Origin of the sequence: Bacillus sp. REN3 (genome assembly GCF_017912555.1) — a bacterium.
Taxonomy (GTDB): Bacteria; Bacillota; Bacilli; order Bacillales; family Cytobacillaceae; genus Mesobacillus.
On record NZ_JAERSD010000008.1, the window covers coordinates 64,373 to 82,402 of the forward strand.

Genomic DNA, 18,030 nt, shown 5'->3' on the forward strand with positions numbered 1-18,030 from the left:
CAGCTCACCTCTATTCACAAAAAATATGTTTCCCGATACGTTTGATTTGCGGTCTTGACCAAATCCATTTACTCGTGGCAGTCGCAGGATTGAAGTAATATAATGCATTTCCAGATGGATCCCATCCATTGATTGCATCCAGTACCGCCTTCCTTGCGGTTTCGTTCGGAGTCAGCCAAATCTGGCCATCTGCTACTGCCGTGAAGGCACGCGGCTCAAAAATGACACCCGAAACAGTATTCGGGAATGTGGCACTCTCAAGCCTGTTGAGAATGACCGCTGCCACTGCAACCTGTCCTGTATAAGGTTCTCCTCTCGCTTCTCCATAGACGGCGTTGGCCATCAGCTGGATATCGTTCTGGGAAAAGCCATTCGGCGTATTGGCAGCAGCAGGTTTAACAGTCGTTTTGCTTTTTGGTTTCGCTGCCTGTTCGCCACTCCAATTGATTTTCACACCTTTGGATGCTTTCGCGAGTTTCAGTTTTGTCTGCCATCCGGCAATTCCATCAATCGGCAGGCCGAATTCATATTGGAAGTTCCTTAGGGCCCAGTAGGTTCCCCAGCCGAAAACCCCGTCGATTTTGCCGTTGTAAAACCCGATATACTTTAGTCGGGATTGAAGCTCGATGACATCTGCCCCAACAGCTCCCTGCTGCAAAACCTGATTCGTGAATGCATCAGCCTTTTCGTTAGATCCGCTGAATTGAACAATAGACATACTCATTACAATGATGGCTATCCATTTCAAGATTAACCGGTAATTCTTCATTGCATGCAACCCCCAAGAAGTGAACTTAAAGATAGTAAGTCTATTTTTTGTAAAGGATTGACTTTTATTCCTGCAAAAGAAAAAACTCTCCATTTTTGCTCAAATGAAGAGTTTTTTATATTGGATATTCTTTTTCCAGCTGCTTGACTGTCAACAGCCTTGCCATCTTGACTTTCCGCAATCCGAGCCACCATAAGAAAACCATGAAGGGGAAAATGAAAATCACCCAGTCTTCCATCGACATGAGAATGAAATCGTACACTCCGTGGAGTGCAACCGGGATGAATAGCGAATACGCAATCCTCCTAGTCCTCGATCCGGCCGAAAACTTCGCCTTGCCAATATAATAGCCCATGATGACCCCAAACAGCGCATGGCTCGATACCGGCAGCAACGCTCTGCCGAATGCATCCTGCAGCCCATTCGCAATCAAGTACAGGATATTTTCAGCAGAGGCAAAGCCCAATGAAACTGAAGCTCCGTAGACGATGCCATCATAAGGTTCATCGAAGGAAACGTGCTGGAAGACTGTATAATAAAGGATGAACCATTTAAAGAATTCCTCCAATAAACCAACGGTACCGAAGGCTTTTGTGAAATCCCCCTGGAACAGCCCTTCGGCTGCCAGCACATATTGGAAGAACATCAGCGGGAACACAAGCAATGCACCAAAGACAAATGTCTTGAATACTAGCGAAATGGGTTCGGAATCGTATTGATCCTTCAAATAGAAATAACTTAAAAGAGCCAGGCCTGGTGCGACCCCGGCTGCAACGATTGCCAGCATGCACTGTCCTCTTTTCAATTTGTTTTTTTAATCGTATCATGATATAAGGAGAAAGAAAATGGTGGATTATTTCTATATTGTCTAGTTGGAGGTGGCTATTCTTGAAAAAAAATATTTTAATTATACATACTGGTGGAACGATTTCAATGAGTGAAGATACAAGCGGATCAGTCAAGCCCGGGACATACAATCCTTTGCGGGAAAGAACAGACCTGTTGGCAAAACTGGCTAATCTCACAGTGGAAGAACCATTCAACCTTCCATCCCCACATGTCACGCCGAAAGAAATGATGGAATTAAAACGCATCATTGAGCGATACAATAACAGAGGAGAGATTGACGGAGTTGTCATCACGCATGGAACAGATACACTTGAAGAAACAGCCTACTTCCTGGATTTGACTGTCCAGGCGGACATCCCGATTGTTGTAACGGGAGCCATGCGTTCAAGCAATGAAATCGGTTCGGACGGACTGTATAATCTAATCTCATCCATAAGGGTAGCTTCAAGCAACGAAGCCCGGGGACAGGGTGTGCTAGTTGTCCTAAATGATGAGATCCATACTGCAGTCAACGTCACGAAAACCCATACCAGCAACCTTTCAACGTTCCAAAGCCCACAATATGGGCCAATTGGGATCGTAACCAAAAGGGGGGTACTGTTCCACCATACACCAACCAAACATGAAAATTATCCTGTATCGGATATTTCAAAAAAAGTTGTACTGGTAAAAGCCCATGCAGGGATGGATTCTTCATTGCTGGAGGCTATCCTGCATCTTTCGGTGGACGGAGTGGTAATTGAGGCCCTTGGGCAGGGGAATCTTCCGCCAGCTTCCATTCCAGGCGTAGCCGACCTGATTGCAAACAATATACCTGTCGTGATTGTATCAAGAAGTTTCAATGGGATTGTCCAGGATACATACGGTTATGAAGGGGGAGGCCAACATTTGAAGAAATTAGGGGTGATTTTTTCAAATGGATTGAATGGACAAAAGGCCCGCATCAAACTGCTAGTCGCTTTATCAAATTCCGGGAGCATGGAAGAAATAAGGCATATGTTCGAGCTCTAGCAATAATTCGTCTAAGGTGGTTTTCGGTGATGAGGACTTCGAGGTCAAGTGGCAGGATTAATTGATCCACTGTATAAACGATGAAGAAAATATGATCATGTTTCATAAGAGAATCGCTCCCTTGGTATTGGGGTTATGGTGACTAGATTATTCCAAAAGAGGGCGAGTCTTTTTTTCACTTATTCACCGAATAGGAAAAGCACACTTCGTTGATTGGAGCGGAAGTCACGGATACACCTCGAAAATGCTAACGCATTTCCTTCGTGCATGTGCAAACTCGTGGATGCCCATTCAGTGTCCTGCGGGAGCGCGCCCTGTTGCAAAGCCGGCACTAGGACTTCCTGTCCGTCGTAGTACCTGGAGCGCAAGACAACGAGTTGTTTTACAAGAAAAAAAGAGGTTTTCCCCAAAAGATCATACTTTTGGGAAAGCCTCTTATCATTCTTATTTTCGCGATGCTATCGCATCGGCAATCTGGCCTCCATGGAAGCGGCCGTTTTCGATGAAAATCTCATTCGCATTATTCCCCGCAGCAATGACCCCGGCGATGAAGATTCCTTTTACATTCGTCTCCATTGTATCTGGGTCGAAGTGCGGTCGCCCCGTTTCTTCTTCAATCGCTACTCCCATGTTTTTCAAAAAATCATGATCCGGATGATAACCAGTCATTGCGAATACATAGTCGTTCTTTAGCTTCGTCAAACTTCCTTCTTGTTCATAAATGACCAAGTCTTCTGCTATCTCTTTTATATCGGCGTTGAAGACCATATTGACCATGCTGTTTTTGACGAGCGACTCGAATTCCGGAAGCACCCAGGGCTTGATACTTGGAGAATATTCTTTGCCGCGGTAAAGGACGGTTACCCTTGCTCCAGCTTTCACAAGTTCGATCGCTGCGTCAATGCTTGAATTCTTTCCGCCGATCACTGCGACATCCATATCAAAATACGGATGGGCTTCCTTAAAATAATGGGATACTTTTTCCAGACCTTCGCCCGGAATACCCATGTAATTTGGATTGTCGTAGTAGCCCGTGGCAATCACTACCTGGTTAGCTTGATAGACAGCCTTATCTGTCTTGACTTCAAAACCGCCATCACCCAGCCTTTCAACTGAAGATACTTTTTCGAATTTATGGATCCTTAATTTCTCCCGTTTCACTACTTCCCGATAATAGACAAGTGCTTGGTTCCGTTTCGGTTTATGATTTTCAGTTATGAATGGCACATCCCCGATCGCGAGCTTTTCACTGCTGCTGAAAAAAGTCTGATGGGTTGGATATTTGTATATGGCATTCACAATATTGCCTTTTTCAATGATTAAAGACTCTATTCCTTTTTTTTTCAATGCTATGGCTGCCGCAAGGCCGCATGGGCCTCCGCCGACAATAATCACTTCTTCCCTGCTCATCTTGAACATCATCTCTCCTTGCGTTCTATCTATAACAGTGCATTCTCAAATTTCAATAAAAAATCTCCTACCTTTAAATGATAGGAGATTTCATCATAAGATTCAATGATTAGCATCGTTTCGCAAAGATAATGCAGATTGCCCCGGTTAAATCCATCCTCTGAAGCGGGCTGCTTCTGCCATCTTTCTTACACCGACCATGTATGCTGCGAGGCGCATGTTCACCCTGCGTGACTGCGCGGTTTCATATATGTTTTCGAAAGATTTCACCATGACCTTTTCGAGTTTTTCTTCCACTTCTTCTTCCGACCAATAATATCCCTGGTTGTTTTGCACCCATTCAAAGTAAGAAACGGTTACCCCGCCTGCCGAAGCAAGGACGTCAGGAACGAGGAGGATGCCTCGTTCAGTAAGGATTTCCGTCGCTTCAAGAGTCGTCGGGCCGTTGGCTGCTTCAACCACTATACTGGCACGGATGTTATAGGCATTTTCTTCCGTGATCTGATTTTCTATTGCGGCCGGAACAAGGATGTCACAATCAAGTTCCAGCAACTCTTTATTTGTAATCGTATTATTGAAAAGTTTCGTTACTGTACCAAAGCTATCGCGGCGATCCAGCAAATAATCGATATCCAGTCCATCTGGGTCGTAGAGAGCTCCGTATGCATCAGAAATACCGATGACTTTCGCACCAGCATCATGCATGAATTTCGACAGGTAGCTTCCCGCATTCCCGAATCCCTGGACAACAACCCTTGCTCCTTCAAGCTCGATTCCTTTCTTTTTTGAAGCTTCGCGAATACAAATCGTTACCCCTTTTGCTGTTGCTGATTCACGACCGTGTGAACCACCGAGAACAAGCGGCTTGCCTGTAATGAATCCAGGAGAGTTAAATTCATCAATACGGCTGTATTCATCCATCATCCAAGCCATAATCTGTGAGTTTGTGAACACATCTGGAGCAGGAATATCTTTTGTCGGTCCTACAATCTGGCTGATTGCCCTTACATATCCCCGACTCAGCCTTTCCAACTCCCTGAATGACATATCGCGCGGATCACAAATGATCCCGCCTTTTCCTCCACCATAAGGCAGGTCGACGATGCCACATTTAAGACTCATCCAGATCGACAAGGCTTTGACTTCCTTCTCCGTTACGTTTGGATGGAAACGTATTCCTCCCTTTGTTGGACCCACTGCATCATTGTGCTGCGCCCGGTAGCCAGTAAAGACTTTAACAGAACCGTCATCCATACGGACAGGAATTTTGACTGTCATCAATCTAAGCGGTTCCTTTAAAAGCTCATACACTTCATCTGGATATCCAAGCTTTTCCAAAGCTTTATGAATGACAGTTTGAGTGGAACGTAAGACGTCATGTTTGTCTTCTGAATTTGGATTTTCATTACCGTTAGCGGCTACCATTGATAAACCTCCTAAATCACTATTGCGGATGTTGTCTGCTTTCATGACATAGTATACACCTTTGTTTTTTTTATGCAAGAAGAAAAAAACAGTTTTCCGCATTTTTTGATTATTTACTGTAAACGCTGTCATCAAGGTGTTGATTAATACTGACTTGGTGCACAATTTACAGAATTGTGGGACTTTCTGAACGGAAGTTCAAAAAGCCGGAACCAGGCCCACCCTTTAAAAATAGTGGACAAGCGTTCCGACTGCATCTTCTTCAAGAATCTCATTGCCATACTCCAGCAGCCTGTGTATGCTCATGATGGACGAGACGCCATATTCAGCCATCAGCGATACTGCCTTCTCGGCGTCCGTCGGCGAGATACCGTTCATTAGCATATAGTAACTTCCTTCCATGAAATGGAGGCTCCCTCCCTGCAGGCCGGCATAGAACAATCGCTTGGCAAGATCGATGACGTCCTCGATGTCACTGAATTCAAACAGGATATCTTCACTTCCATCAACAGTGACCTGCATTTCGATGACTCCATCGTCAAACTGCTCCTCATCCGCATCCTGTTCAGCCATCGTAACAATCATGACCATCCCCTGGGCATGGAGGGAGAAGATCTCCACAGCAACCGAACCAATAATCTCTAAATCGAATTCCTCGCTTGCCTCAGCAAGCATATCATGGAAAAGCTGATGCCATTTTAAGGAGTCTTTCCAAATATCCTCTTTCGTCAACCCTCTGTCTGAGAGGTCATCAATAGTAAGAAAAATTTTAATTTTATTGTTTGTTAATCGTTCCAAGCGCATAATCATGCCCCCTGCCATCGACAAAGCTCTTGTTTTAGTTTATGAATTTCCTGCAGGTTGGTGAGTCATTTCACCCTTTCGATACGCTTTTTCAGCCACTTCCCACATTCGGTTGGCGTCATTCCCGCAACGCTCTGTTTGCGGCGGTCCATCATCCTGGCAGGCAATGAATCAATCAAAGTGCCTCCATGGCCTTTTTGCAAAACCGGGAAATTTGAAGTTAAGCTTATCGGCCGTTTTCAATACAGCTGATGGATTTTGATCAAGTGTGCAAGAAAAAACAAAAACTTCGGGTCTGACCTTGTTCAGGAAAATCTCGATATCATTCTCAATATTGCTTGTACCAAGATAGATAGCATCATACCTCTTTAGCCTCAATTAGAACGTGAAGATCAGCAATCCGAGATCATGTCTTTCGCCGAAACATCATACAGCCACTTCCTTAGGGGAGAAAGGGGGACAAAGGAATTGGACAATCCCTCTATCCTTGACAGGAGGGAAGGAGCTAAATGCTCATAGCGGTTGTTATATTTCCCTCTTCCCATAAATAACCCCCTTTAACCACTACAAGACCTAAATGCTCGATGACAATATTGTCATCTGTAAATAAACTGATTACATATTTGTATAGTGCATCCGAAACGGCCTCATTAAAATCCATTCATACTGCCCCAGTGAATCTTGATCAGGTGATTCTCCGGTTTAATGCAGTTCTAAGAAGGAAATTTCCATCAAGAGGAAATCGCCTGACTGATGGTGAATCCCTGATTGACCACCTTAGAAATCAGCCAGGCTAGGTTCTCCAGAAGCTAAAAGGTATGGTATATCGCCGGTGTCCGGATGCAATTCCTGACAGAATCGAGGATATGATAACTCCGTTCCCGGTACCTTTAAATCCCTGGCCGGATTGAAAGCATGTTGAATAGCATTTTGACAAAATTTTCCCTTTCGAATTTCCCTTTCATTATTCCTCCAATGTACCTCTGCAATACCGATTATACCCACGCTCTTCCCTTCCTGTAAAACCTCAGTCTGCCCGTTCCTCCCCGCACACCGTAATCAGATGTGTTTCCGGCTTCACCCCTAGCCTTAAGGGAACTCCTGTCGTGCCATATCCGTTACTTGTAAACACCGTTGCCCCATTGACTATTTTTACGCCGCCTTTTTCATACGGACCGAAACCAAAGATTCTTATCTGGCCGCCATGTGTATGGCCGCTTAAGACAAGCTTTATCCTATGGCCGGGCATCAAAGCTCCCGCAATGGCGGGATTATGGCTCACAAGGATCTCAAAGTCCGATTCTCCTGCATCCTGTAGGGCAAGATCGAGCCGGCTCCTATTCAAGCCGAAATCGTCTACTCCCATAACAACCATTGTGCTCCCATCACCAGCTTCAAATTTTACTGCTGTATTGTCTAGCATCTTGACTCCCGAATGAAATAGCAATGAATCGAGTTGATGAGAATCGAATTCATAATCATTATTTCCCCAGACGAAAAAAACAGGCGCAATCGTTTTTAACTTTTCAATATTAGCGGATATACGTTCAAGTGGAACTCCCTTTTCGGCAAGATCCCCGCCTATAATGACAATATCTGCTCTTCCTTTCGCTGCCGAAATGATGGAATCGGAAATGCTCCGTTTATGGATATCCGAAATAAAAAAAATCCTGACTGCTCCGAACCCAGCCGGGAAATCTTTAAACCGGAGAACACTCTCCACCAATCTGTCGCTAAAAGCGAGACGATACATATAGTAAAGCAGGGAACCGCCGAAAAGCAGGATAATAAACAGGAAATAAGTGATTTCCATAAAAAACCTCCTGGTAAAACCCATTATTCATCCCGAACCTTCCCAGCGGAAAGGAACAAGAGGAATCATAACATAAAATAGGCAAAAACAGAAAAACAGTGATCCCTGCCATATATTCAACATTATGATCAGGAAAAAAACAACTTAAGCTGCATGGTGCAAAAATGATATAAGGAACATTGCCCTTTTTTCCTGGAAGGTTGAAGACAATGCAATCAACCCATCTCGGAGCCTTCCTCCAATTGAAAACATGCCCAAAAACAATGCCACAGTACCAACAAGGAAATCAACCGGCTGAAGGATGATATCCACAAAAAACTTTCCGGTTGGAACGGCATTGTTAATGGAATCCAGTTAATAACCAGATACCCGCAAAACAGTCCAAACAAAAACCTGAACAGTTTCAACCCCATAAAAAAACCCCCCATACTTAATGTATGAAAGGTCCTTGCTCCTTTTTCTTCCATAAAACCTTAATCTTCATGAATGTCAAGCACTCGGAAACCGGAATCTTCCAATTTTTGGATGAACTTATCGATATTATCCTTCTTTTCCACCTTCATGACAATCCTGCGGACCAGTTTATCCGTCTCATCAAAAGTCACCAAGGAAATAATATGCTCATGGAATTGATGGGCGATTTCTGCCAGCCTGGCAATCCTTCCTTCCGTTTCCACAGAGGTGAAGGCAATTCGAACACCAGGCCGACGGAAGCCAAAAGCGCTTTGGAATTGTTCGATGACGTCATAGCGGCTTACCCCGCCAAGGAAATTCCCTTGATCATCAACAACGGCAAGCATAGGGAAATCTTTAAGCTTTAATAAAGTAGATTCGAAGATTTCATCGCTGTGCAAATAGTGGTCACGGAATGTCGCAATGTCATTTGCCGTTGTATTCCCCAAATACTCTTCCTTTGTGGCCCCCGAATTAAAAAAACCCTCGTAGATCCGATGCCTTGTCACAACTCCTTGATATTTTTCTCCTTCGAGAACCGGGAGACCATCTATATGATGTTCATCCAGCCTCTTCATTACTTCGGCCAATGGCTCATTGACCTGTGCGGTTATACATTTGAATTTAGGAATCATGACACTTTTTACAAACATCTTTGCTCACCCCTGGATTATTGTACAGCTATTGCTTATATATTATTTCGGCAGAAACACTAAAATCCCTTCTTAGAAGAGAAATTTTAACATGAAAATCAAACGCCGTCATAAACTGAATTGAAGTATATATTGAGGAGGGCTTAATTTGTCAGCATATAGAAGAGTTTATTATCCATATTATAGTCCCTTCGATCCTTGCCCGCCTATCAAGGCAAAGATGTACTCTGTTCCCCCTAACCTGTTCCTTGGTTATCAGCCTCCGAATCTCCCTCAGTTCACACCTATGCAAGCACTGAGGACAGGTACTCTCTGGAAGGTATTTTATGACCCATGGTATTCACCCTATGAAACTCCTAGGGAGGGAGATCCAACATGAAACAGCTGCCAAAAGAGTTTTATGACACCATGGAACAGCTTCAGGCAGTTGATTTCGTCCTTGTTGACCTGACACTATATTTGGACACCCATCCGGATGATTATGAAGCAATCAACCAGTTCAACCAGTTTGCCAGGGAACGAAAACGCCTGAAAAAGATAATCGAAGGCACGTATGGCCCTTTGATGCAATTCGGCAACAGCTATTCTGGGTATCCGTGGAATTGGGATGATGCCCCCTGGCCATGGCAGCTCTAATTCAAACGAGGAGGGGTTAAAGGGATGTGGGTTTACGAAAAAAAATTGCAGTACCCGGTCAAGGTGAGCACCTGCAATCCGCGGCTTGCAAAATTCCTGGTAGAGCAATATGGCGGTGCTGATGGGGAACTGGCTGCCGCCTTGCGCTATTTGAACCAGAGATATACAATCCCTGATAAGGTCATTGGCTTGCTGACAGACATCGGGACAGAGGAATTTGCCCATCTTGAAATGATTGCCACAATGATTTACAAACTAACGAAAGATGCGACACCTGAACAATTGAAACAAGCCGGTCTTGATGCGCATTACGCAAACCATGATAGCGCGCTTTTTTACAATAATGCTGCCGGAGACCCATGGACTGCCACCTATATCCAGGCAAAGGGCGATCCGATTGCAGATCTTTATGAGGATATTGCGGCAGAGGAGAAGGCAAGGGCGACATATCAATGGATCATCAACATGAGTGATGACCCTGATTTGAACGATGGGCTCCGATTCCTGCGCGAACGGGAAATCATCCATTCGCAGCGTTTCCGGGAGGCAGTCGAAATTCTGAAGGATGAACAGGGGAAGAAAAGAATATTTTAAGAGTATGTGAAGCATCCAGGACTGGATGCTTCCTACTTGCTTTCATGGTATAAATTAATGTCATACTTCTTTTTCATCATTTGAAAAATGATATGCCTGTTCTTCCATTCCTCTTCCTTCTTCCAAAGATCCTTGCTACGATCAACAATCTCACATCGCAATGCATGATACTCCTTTTCTGCCTTCTCCCGCTTCTCCTTCAGCAAGATCATCAGACCATATGCCCCGACAGTAAAAATCAGGAAATAAAGATTCGCCGGGTTTTGGACATACATAGAAAAAACTTCTGCAAAAGAATAGGAATAAGGTTTGAGGACATGAAGATAAAGAAAGTAAAGATGAATCGAACTGAGTCCGATCGTTATCCAGACTGACAACAGATGTTGGGATTTATAGCGATCGAATTTCCGTTTGCGGTCCACGACATTTTGAAGCAGTATCTTCGTTGCTTCATCCGTCCTATTATCAAGTGCCACTATTTCCTGTTCCATTCACTCCCCCTCCTTTTTACTAATATTTATGAGCCTGTCCGGACAGTTATGATAGGTGGAGGGCAATAAGAAAGCTGAACATGCTTTTCTGCGGCCGAAAAAGCGACCAGGGGAGATTGTTCCCGAAAGCCCATCCAGCAATGGGCATGGGAACGTTCTTCAGCACATAGTCGCCAAAGCTGCCTAGGAAAAGGATAGAGGGGAACATTCTTCGGTTGATTGTGCCCATTTGCTCTTCCTACGAAAGAGAATGGGAACAATCCGCATCAGTTAGTGCCCAAAGGATGGCTCAAGTGTCCAATTTAAAGTGCCCGTTTTTTAGTCTAAATTCACAAGTTAATGAAAAGAGGACTAACTGATATAGTTAGTCCCTGGAAGGTTACTGTTTTGCACGAAATCTTATAATTGTTTACATCTATACCAATTTTATTTCTTCAATGGGATTTTCAATACTTGTCCAGCTTGGATGTCATTGCCTTGCAAATTGTTGGCTTTCCTGATAATAGCAATACCTTCCTGAGAATTGTAATATTTCATGGCCACCCTGAACAAAGTTTCCTTAGGCTGGACTGTATGGTAAATGATTGTCTCCTCTGCAGCAGACTGGTCTTCTGCAGGCTTTGATACCTGCCCCGCATCAGTCCTGTTCTCAGCAGGATTGGATTCTGCTGGTTTCTCCTTCCCGGCAGTGCTATCAGTTGCCTTTTCCCCATCCTTGTCAGGGGAATCAGACGATCCTTCTTTTCCTTCGATGCTTGCCCCTTCTCCGGAAGATGCAGGGGCAGCCACGTCCAATTGATCATCATCCTCGATTTCTTTCATAGCGGGAACATCTTTTTCTTCCTTGCTCTGGCTTGCTTTATCGCTCTTTCCTTTCACATCGATGAATTCAATGCCTGCCCGATTCAAGGCATCTTCACCTGAACCTCCCCCTTCAAGATTGGAGATGATAATGAAAAAGGTAACCGGCAGTAAAATAAAGAGTAATGCCATCAGCCTGATCACGGGATACTTGATCTTCACATTTGTTTTCTTCTGCTTCTTTCTGTGAAGCTCACTTCTGGGTGGAAGCGCATCTCTTTTGTCAGTCGCTGCTTCAGCCTTTCTTTCAACCCTTTTCCTTAAGCGTTCAGCCTGGTCTCTGATAGGTTTTTCCTTATTCACCGTTAGCACCTCCATTTGCTGATCCTGTTCTGGACTTTATGATTAGTCCAAGCAGGAAGTCTATAACAAAATGCATCGTGATTGTCACCAAAAGATTGTTTGTCTGCATATAAATAAACCCGATTAAGAAACTTAACAGAACAATATTTAAAAATAAAAACCAGTTAAATAAGTAACGATAATGTACAATTGCAAAAATGATGCTTGAAATGATCAATCCGAACGTTGTCTGGATGATCCCCCTGAAAAGGAGTTCTTCACTAAATGCCACAACAGCTGCGATGATTGCGATTTGCGGGATTGTTCTACCCTGGAATATTCTTTCATTAAGGCCGCCATCATCATAATAGGAGGAAGGCAAGAATTTCATCATCACAACATCCGCTAGGACCACAGCTGCTCCAGCCACAACCCCAACTGTAAGAATCTGGAAATCTGGCCAGGTGAAGATGTTTTTTAGTTCCGCAAAACGATCAAAAAGAAACCAGCTTAAAATAATCGAAATCGCCAACAATAAAATTTGTGTGGCAAACAAATGAAACAGCAGCTCTTTATCTGTCAATCCATCAATTGTTTCCTTGTATCTGTCCTTCATCATATCCGCTCACTTATTCAATAAAATTGAAGCGAGAACTTGTTTCCATTCACGGTCATGGGAATGTTCAGCTTCGGTCGTTGCTTCCTTCTTAAAATGATTCATCACCAACCCGCAATGGCTGCAGCAATTCTTCCTTCCGGATGGAAGCTCTTCATCGAATGCAGCAAGGATCCCTGCCCTCTTGCATTCGTTGGATAGGACCCATTCAAGCATTTTCAGGATTTTGCCGTTTTTGATCTTCAGTCTTTCTTCGAGCATTCCTTTTAACATTGCTTGATCTTGCTCCATGTTCATTGTTTTCAAGTTTGAGAGATAGTCTTCAACAATACGCCATTGTATTTCCGTAAATCCGCAAAAAACAGAAATTAGCTCTTCCTCCAGCTTCACATCCCTGTAATGCAGTTTTTTTTCAGACAAGTATGTGAACAGCCTGTCGATTTGCAATCCATTTGGCAGCTCCGCCTCAGCTAGCTGGAACTGCAGCTGTTCATCCCCCGGTGTATACAACAGGATTGCAACTGCTTCCCTTCCATCTCTTGCAGCCCTGCCAATTTCCTGCAAATAAGATTCGATTTGCATTGGCATATGGAAGTGGATGACATACCTGACGTTTTCTTTATTGATTCCCATTCCAAATGCACTTGTTGCACAAATAATGTCCAACTGGCCATTGATGAACTGCTGCTGGATGAGAACCCTGCTTTCTGGGTCGAGACCGCCATGGTAAGCCATTACTTTCCTGATTCCATGTTCCCTTAAATACGCAGCAGTTTGTTCAGCCATCTTTTTGCTGGAGAAGTAAATGATGCCTGGCCCATTAAGGTAGGCGGCTAATTCTTTTAGCCTCTCAAGCTTTTCCTGGAAGCCTGAAGCTTGTTCGACGGAAATTGAGATCGACGGCCGGTCCACAGAAAAAACAACTTCATTCCAATCGTGCAATAGCAGCTTTTCGCCAATATCACGCCGCACGTCATAATTTGCTGTCGCTGTCAGAGCCAGGGTCAAAGGATTCCCGAGAAGCTGCCTCACCTTACCCAGATTCAGATAATCTGGCCGGAAATCATATCCCCACTGTGAGATACAATGGGCTTCATCAACTGCAAACAATGAAATTCGAAGCGTCCTGAGTCTATTTACAACAGTTTCAGAACCCAGCATTTCAGGAGAAATAAAGATAAATTTATAAGCTTCCAAAGCAGTAAGCGCCTCATTCCTTTGCGGCGGAGTCAAAAAAGAATTTAAGGCGATCACTCGTTTTTCCCCTCTTGCCATCATTTGTTCCACCTGGTCCTGCATCAACGATAAAAGAGGCGAAACGATTAAAACAGTCCCGTCAGACAGATAGCCGGGCAGCTGATAGCAAAGTGACTTCCCGGTCCCAGTCGGAAGCATAGCAAGCGTATGCCTTCTGTCAAGGATGGATTGGATTGTTTCATACTGGCCAGGCCGGAAATCCTGGAAATGGAAATACTTTTGCATGGTTTTCGTTAATTCCACTTGGCATCACCATATTTTGCGAGGACGAGCCGGATCTCAAAATAGGATGCATCGCCGACCCGTTCCTTTATTTCCTTCAGTTTTTTTGCCGCCGTTTTCTTTGCCGCATACAATATTCTTTGCTGCTTTTCAGGATGCAAGTACCGGTCTATATTGAATTCTCCGATTGAAAGGGCAATCTCGACAATATGGTCTTCGATTGTGCTTTCTTTCAAGTTCCTTGCTGCTGCGATTTCCTCCGCGGAATAACCTTTTTCCAAGTATCTGTAAGTCTTTTCAGTTGATAATGTCAGCGGAGATTCATTGGCAGATTGATCCATCAAGCCATATAATAGCGGATAACGTCCGGTGTCATCCGTGATTTTATCAAACATTCCGTGGAGGGAATTCAGGAATTCGAAATGGTACCTTGAAAATTCGACCCCCGCTGTCTCTGCTGCCTGAAGGGGAGTCAGTCCAATCTCCTTTGCACCAGTCAGTCTCATCACGACATACTCGGGTTTCGAGAAGGGGTTGTCCAAGGCTGAGATCAATTCTTCATAAAGCCGCTGGGAAAGACTGTATCGGTCCTCTCCATGCATTCTTAGATAATGCTTGATCCATGCCAGGACTTCTCTTCTATTCCTTACCGGCACATATCCTTTCTTTCTGTAAACCAAGTTCGAACATACCTGTACCAGCAGCGTCAGTTTTTCCCAAAAGGGGTTTGTTGCCTGATGATACTTCCATCCGTTCAGATAACGAGGGAAGGGGGTAACTTCCATCTGCCTATCCAATACGGAAAGTCCGTTTTTTGTAAGGATCACCTTTCCTTCTGATATCTCTTCAGTTAGTCCCTTATCAATCAACCCGATGACCGTTTTCTCGAGCCACGTCCTTGTGATGGGCGTGAACGCCTGGAAAAAGGGCGTTAACTGGTACAAGTGGGCATCCTGGATTGTTTGCGAAGACCTCTTGCCCTGGAACAAATGAAAGATTGAATAAATCGTTCTCTCTCCATCTATTTTATTCAGGTTATGCATAACCACTGTTTCCAAATATGTAGCTTCCATATTATCACCCAAGCTATCCATTTTGCAGGCACTAATTGCTGAACATTCCAATACAGGAAATTATTTATATTCATTTTACCATGAAAGTGGCGCTGTTTTGTTTTATTTTAGGTACAAATTGCGGGAAACTCCTTATCTGATAAGCATTCTCAATACTTTTTATATTGAAATGTTGACGAGACAGTTTTACAATAGAAACGAGGAATACGTTTTCACTTTTTGAAGACGGCATACTACTGTTAAACACTTGGGAGGAATTATATCATGGCTAAGTACACAATTGTTGACAAAGAAACATGTATTGCTTGCGGAGCTTGTGGTGCTGCTGCTCCGGATATCTACGATTACGATGATGAAGGCATCGCATTCGTAACGCTTGACGAAAATGAAGGAATCGTTGAAATTCCAGATGTCCTGATCGACGATATGATGGACGCATTCGAAGGCTGTCCAACAGATTCAATCAAAGTTGCAGATGAACCATTTAACGGAGACGCAACAAAATTCGAATAAAAATACATAGTTCCCGCCATCAGGCGGGAATTTTGTTATCTAAGGCATCATAGTGATGAGCTTCCAAAGTTAGTGGGAAACATAAAGCTGTGGTTATTAAGATAAGAGCGGGGAACTGCGACTCTTGCAGCGAGGCTTCACAACATCCGCCTTGGAAAGCAAATAAAACAGCCATTGGGCAAACAGGGGCACCAATAACAAGAGCAGCCTAAAACATACAAAGATTATATCTCCGGTCGGAACAAGAAAAGCAACGGTGCAGGCCGTTGCTTTTTAATAGTCATCCAAAAATGCCTTATGCATTTTTTAAAGAGTGCTGTCTTTCAATCCAAGTTTTCAGTCTCGTGAACATCAGCATAAAGACGATGGACATCAGGATTCCTTTTGCAATGTTGAATGGCAGAATACCCGAAACGATGTATGCCCTTGCTTCAGGCCCGGACATTGCTGGCATATTCAAGAACATGGTATATGCTGGAAGGAACACATAATAATTCAGGATACTCATCAATATCGCCATGCTGATCGAACCAACAACCAAGGCGAAGGTCATCCCTTTTGTCGTTTTAAGCTTCATGTATATATAATAGGTCGGAAGGATGAATAGCACACCTGCTGCAAAGTTGGCGGCATGGCCGACTGGGACACCAGTCTCACTTCCGGTCATGAAATAATCAAGCATATTCTTGATCAACTCTACCAAAATTCCGGCTGCTGGCCCAAAGATCAATGCAGCAATCAATGCAGGAACATCGCTGAAATCGACCATCAGGAATTTTGGAAATGGCGGCAGCGGAAAGTTCAGCAGCATCAGCACATAGGAAATGCTGCTCAACATCGCAATCGATACCATTGCTTTGACACTAGTATTCTTCATAAATCCTCTCTCCTTTTAGAGATCCATCTCACCTAAGAAGAAAGGTTCAGCATCGGCATGCGCCCAGAAATACAAATTCCCTCAAGAAAGCTCTTGAGGGAGAAATCGCTAAGGCATGCTTAATAAACGTTCAAAACCTGCATTTTTTGAACGTCCGCAGAACCTCCACCTTCTCCCATCCAGACTATACTGTCGGCTTTGGAATCGCACCAAATCCTGCCTAAAAAGGCTCGCGGGCTTAGAGTTCATGCCTCATCACCGCCGGTCGGGAATTTCACCCTGCCCCGAAGATAGACCATATTTGATTTTACAAGATTATTATACTGAAAAAAAGAATTTTTGTGAAGATGTTTGCTTGTGGCAAATTTTTGATTTCCGAAAAAATAAAACGAAATGTTTGTTGGATGAAAGCATCCATTGATTACAAGAGGCTTATGTACATGCCGGACTTATTGAAGGAGAGCGTATTTGCGGGCATACTTATAAGATGACTGGCTGCTGAAACAGGAAAACCAGGCCATTCACCTGATGGCCTGGTTTTCTTTCTTGCTCCTCTCCCAAATCAGCCGAGTGGAAATTCCTTTCTCTCTCCTTTTGAGAAAGTCATAACCTTTTCATATCCCACTTCTTTTGCCAGCTGAAGGGCCTGGTCATAATCCGCACCGACATGATCAGGTATGTGGGCGTCCGATGAAAGGACTATTGGTATTTTTTTAGCATGGCACATTTTCAAAAGCCTCTTATCCGGATAAAGGCTTTGTGTCGGCTTCCTTAATCCGGCAGTACTGATTTCCACACATGTCTTCGAATTAGCCAGAGCATTTGCAGCACGTTCGTATTGTTCAAGCAAGAACTCTTCCTCAGCGGGTATGTAATTAAAAATCTTCACTAAATCAAGATGGCCGATGATATCGAAAAGGTTTGACTCTGCCAGCGTCACCACTTGGTCGAAATACTGGCGGTAAACCTCCCGGACGTCCCTTTTATCCCATTCATCTCTGTACTCTGCGAGATCTATACCAAAATCGCCGACCCAATGGATGGATCCAATGACATAATCAAAATCATAGCTGCTGATAAAACGTTCCATTTCTGCATGCTTTCCAGGAGTGTAATCCATTTCAATCGACATTTTGACATCAATACCTTGTTTCCACGCGTCCTCAAAAAGCTTTACATAATCATCCATATCATAAAACCTTCGTTCATCCACCCAGCTATTACGGAGAATGTCAGCCGTTTGATAGAAATGGTAGGCATGCTCCGAAATCCCAAAATGCTCAATTCCCTTTTCAGCGGCAGCATCAGTGAACTGCTTCAAATACTCAAGTGTCAAAGTTCCTCTTTCCAAATGATTATGGTAATCCGTCAACATCTTTATTCATTGCCCCCTGACTTCGTTTCTCCTATTATACTTTTTG

20 protein-coding genes and 1 riboswitch are annotated in these 18,030 nt (G+C 43.8%); of the genes, 5 read left to right on the top strand and 15 right to left on the bottom strand.

The features are described from left to right. Positions 1–10 precede the first annotated feature (10 nt). Entirely contained in the window at positions 11–724 is a 714-nt protein-coding gene (sleB, locus tag JJQ88_RS09245; protein WP_246861028.1) for a spore cortex-lytic enzyme, read from the bottom strand. A gap of 160 nt (positions 725–884) precedes the next feature. Then, a complete protein-coding gene (prsW, locus tag JJQ88_RS09250; RefSeq protein WP_210365547.1) occupies positions 885–1,556 on the bottom strand; it encodes a glutamic-type intramembrane protease PrsW in 672 nt (223 codons plus the stop codon). A gap of 101 nt (positions 1,557–1,657) precedes the next feature. On the opposite strand from prsW, the gene JJQ88_RS09255 reads away from it, so the two are divergent. Continuing rightward, positions 1,658–2,629, top strand: coding sequence for an asparaginase (locus tag JJQ88_RS09255; protein WP_210365548.1), 972 nt, complete (start codon positions 1,658–1,660; stop codon positions 2,627–2,629). A 444-nt stretch (positions 2,630–3,073) separates the two neighbouring features. Here JJQ88_RS09255 and JJQ88_RS09260 read toward each other — a convergent pair whose 3' ends face one another. The 6 genes from JJQ88_RS09260 to JJQ88_RS09285 all read right to left on the bottom strand — a co-directional run bounded on the left by JJQ88_RS09260 (position 3,074) and on the right by JJQ88_RS09285 (position 9,187). After that, a complete protein-coding gene (locus tag JJQ88_RS09260; RefSeq protein ID WP_210365678.1) occupies positions 3,074–4,039 on the bottom strand; it encodes a YpdA family putative bacillithiol disulfide reductase in 966 nt (321 codons plus the stop codon). Between the two features lie 147 nt (positions 4,040–4,186). Further along, positions 4,187–5,464, bottom strand: coding sequence for a Glu/Leu/Phe/Val family dehydrogenase (locus JJQ88_RS09265; protein ID WP_210365679.1), 1,278 nt, complete (start codon positions 5,462–5,464; stop codon positions 4,187–4,189). A gap of 225 nt (positions 5,465–5,689) precedes the next feature. Further along, positions 5,690–6,268, bottom strand: a complete 579-nt coding sequence (locus JJQ88_RS09270) for a genetic competence negative regulator (protein WP_210365550.1) — start codon at positions 6,266–6,268, stop codon at positions 5,690–5,692. Between the two features lie 505 nt (positions 6,269–6,773). Next, the gene (locus tag JJQ88_RS09275) at positions 6,774–6,929 is read right to left on the bottom strand and encodes a hypothetical protein (protein WP_210365552.1); all 156 of its coding nucleotides are present in this window, start codon (positions 6,927–6,929) and stop codon (positions 6,774–6,776) included. Positions 6,930–7,295: 366 nt separating this feature from the next. Further along, positions 7,296–8,081, bottom strand: a complete 786-nt coding sequence (locus JJQ88_RS09280) for a metallophosphoesterase (RefSeq protein WP_210365554.1) — start codon at positions 8,079–8,081, stop codon at positions 7,296–7,298. Positions 8,082–8,554: 473 nt separating this feature from the next. Beyond that, positions 8,555–9,187 (bottom strand): CBS domain-containing protein, encoded by a 633-nt coding sequence (locus JJQ88_RS09285; RefSeq protein ID WP_210365556.1) that lies wholly within the window; start codon positions 9,185–9,187, stop codon positions 8,555–8,557. Between the two features lie 148 nt (positions 9,188–9,335). On the opposite strand from JJQ88_RS09285, the gene JJQ88_RS09290 reads away from it, so the two are divergent. Genes JJQ88_RS09290 through JJQ88_RS09300 form a run of 3 tightly spaced genes read left to right on the top strand, consistent with a single transcriptional unit; the run spans position 9,336 to position 10,417 of the window. Next, a complete protein-coding gene (locus tag JJQ88_RS09290; protein WP_246861022.1) occupies positions 9,336–9,566 on the top strand; it encodes a spore coat associated protein CotJA in 231 nt (76 codons plus the stop codon). Next, positions 9,563–9,823 (top strand): spore coat protein CotJB, encoded by a 261-nt coding sequence (locus JJQ88_RS09295; protein ID WP_210365558.1) that lies wholly within the window; start codon positions 9,563–9,565, stop codon positions 9,821–9,823. Before JJQ88_RS09290 ends, JJQ88_RS09295 begins: the two co-directional genes overlap by 4 nt. Positions 9,824–9,847: 24 nt before the next feature. Next, entirely contained in the window at positions 9,848–10,417 is a 570-nt protein-coding gene (locus JJQ88_RS09300) for a manganese catalase family protein (protein WP_210365560.1), read from the top strand. 32 nt (positions 10,418–10,449) lie between these two features. Here JJQ88_RS09300 and JJQ88_RS09305 read toward each other — a convergent pair whose 3' ends face one another. The 5 genes from JJQ88_RS09305 to JJQ88_RS09325 form a co-directional block, all read right to left on the bottom strand. Then, complete coding sequence (locus tag JJQ88_RS09305; RefSeq protein WP_210365562.1) at positions 10,450–10,908, bottom strand: YpbF family protein; 459 nt, start codon at positions 10,906–10,908, stop codon at positions 10,450–10,452. A gap of 426 nt (positions 10,909–11,334) precedes the next feature. Next, entirely contained in the window at positions 11,335–12,072 is a 738-nt protein-coding gene (locus tag JJQ88_RS21670) for a LysM peptidoglycan-binding domain-containing protein (protein WP_210365565.1), read from the bottom strand. Next, complete coding sequence (locus tag JJQ88_RS09315; RefSeq protein WP_210365681.1) at positions 12,065–12,667, bottom strand: CPBP family intramembrane glutamic endopeptidase; 603 nt, start codon at positions 12,665–12,667, stop codon at positions 12,065–12,067. The genes JJQ88_RS21670 and JJQ88_RS09315 overlap by 8 nt, the downstream gene beginning before the upstream one ends. Before the next feature lie 9 nt (positions 12,668–12,676). Beyond that, complete coding sequence (locus JJQ88_RS09320; RefSeq protein ID WP_210365567.1) at positions 12,677–14,167, bottom strand: RecQ family ATP-dependent DNA helicase; 1,491 nt, start codon at positions 14,165–14,167, stop codon at positions 12,677–12,679. Next, positions 14,158–15,195, bottom strand: a complete 1,038-nt coding sequence (locus tag JJQ88_RS09325; RefSeq protein WP_349237118.1) for a YpbB family protein — start codon at positions 15,193–15,195, stop codon at positions 14,158–14,160. Before JJQ88_RS09325 ends, JJQ88_RS09320 begins: the two co-directional genes overlap by 10 nt. Before the next feature lie 288 nt (positions 15,196–15,483). On the opposite strand from JJQ88_RS09325, the gene JJQ88_RS09330 reads away from it, so the two are divergent. After that, complete coding sequence (locus JJQ88_RS09330) at positions 15,484–15,732, top strand: ferredoxin (RefSeq protein ID WP_023627496.1); 249 nt, start codon at positions 15,484–15,486, stop codon at positions 15,730–15,732. Positions 15,733–16,027: 295 nt separating this feature from the next. Here JJQ88_RS09330 and JJQ88_RS09335 read toward each other — a convergent pair whose 3' ends face one another. Continuing rightward, positions 16,028–16,609, bottom strand: a complete 582-nt coding sequence (locus tag JJQ88_RS09335; RefSeq protein WP_210365569.1) for an ECF transporter S component — start codon at positions 16,607–16,609, stop codon at positions 16,028–16,030. A gap of 163 nt (positions 16,610–16,772) precedes the next feature. Further along, positions 16,773–16,905: riboswitch (FMN riboswitch) on the bottom strand. Between the two features lie 266 nt (positions 16,906–17,171). Beyond that, positions 17,172–17,984, bottom strand: a complete 813-nt coding sequence (locus JJQ88_RS09340; RefSeq protein WP_210365570.1) for a histidinol-phosphatase — start codon at positions 17,982–17,984, stop codon at positions 17,172–17,174. Positions 17,985–18,030: the final 46 nt, after the last annotated feature.

Coding starts and splice junctions, on each gene's coding strand:
- JJQ88_RS09295 (WP_210365558.1), top strand. CDS start 9,563: ATGAAACAGCTGCCAAAAGAGTTTTATGACACCATGGAACAGCTTCAG.
- JJQ88_RS09265 (WP_210365679.1), bottom strand. CDS start 5,464: ATGGTAGCCGCTAACGGTAATGAAAATCCAAATTCAGAAGACAAACAT.
- JJQ88_RS09335 (WP_210365569.1), bottom strand. CDS start 16,609: ATGAAGAATACTAGTGTCAAAGCAATGGTATCGATTGCGATGTTGAGC.
- JJQ88_RS09285 (WP_210365556.1), bottom strand. CDS start 9,187: ATGTTTGTAAAAAGTGTCATGATTCCTAAATTCAAATGTATAACCGCA.
- JJQ88_RS09300 (WP_210365560.1), top strand. CDS start 9,848: ATGTGGGTTTACGAAAAAAAATTGCAGTACCCGGTCAAGGTGAGCACC.
- JJQ88_RS09340 (WP_210365570.1), bottom strand. CDS start 17,984: ATGTTGACGGATTACCATAATCATTTGGAAAGAGGAACTTTGACACTT.
- prsW (WP_210365547.1), bottom strand. CDS start 1,556: ATGCTGGCAATCGTTGCAGCCGGGGTCGCACCAGGCCTGGCTCTTTTA.
- JJQ88_RS09275 (WP_210365552.1), bottom strand. CDS start 6,929: ATGGATTTTAATGAGGCCGTTTCGGATGCACTATACAAATATGTAATC.
- JJQ88_RS09305 (WP_210365562.1), bottom strand. CDS start 10,908: ATGGAACAGGAAATAGTGGCACTTGATAATAGGACGGATGAAGCAACG.
- JJQ88_RS09280 (WP_210365554.1), bottom strand. CDS start 8,081: ATGGAAATCACTTATTTCCTGTTTATTATCCTGCTTTTCGGCGGTTCC.
- JJQ88_RS09260 (WP_210365678.1), bottom strand. CDS start 4,039: ATGAGCAGGGAAGAAGTGATTATTGTCGGCGGAGGCCCATGCGGCCTT.
- JJQ88_RS09315 (WP_210365681.1), bottom strand. CDS start 12,667: ATGAAGGACAGATACAAGGAAACAATTGATGGATTGACAGATAAAGAG.
- JJQ88_RS09270 (WP_210365550.1), bottom strand. CDS start 6,268: ATGCGCTTGGAACGATTAACAAACAATAAAATTAAAATTTTTCTTACT.
- sleB (WP_246861028.1), bottom strand. CDS start 724: ATGAGTATGTCTATTGTTCAATTCAGCGGATCTAACGAAAAGGCTGAT.
- JJQ88_RS09330 (WP_023627496.1), top strand. CDS start 15,484: ATGGCTAAGTACACAATTGTTGACAAAGAAACATGTATTGCTTGCGGA.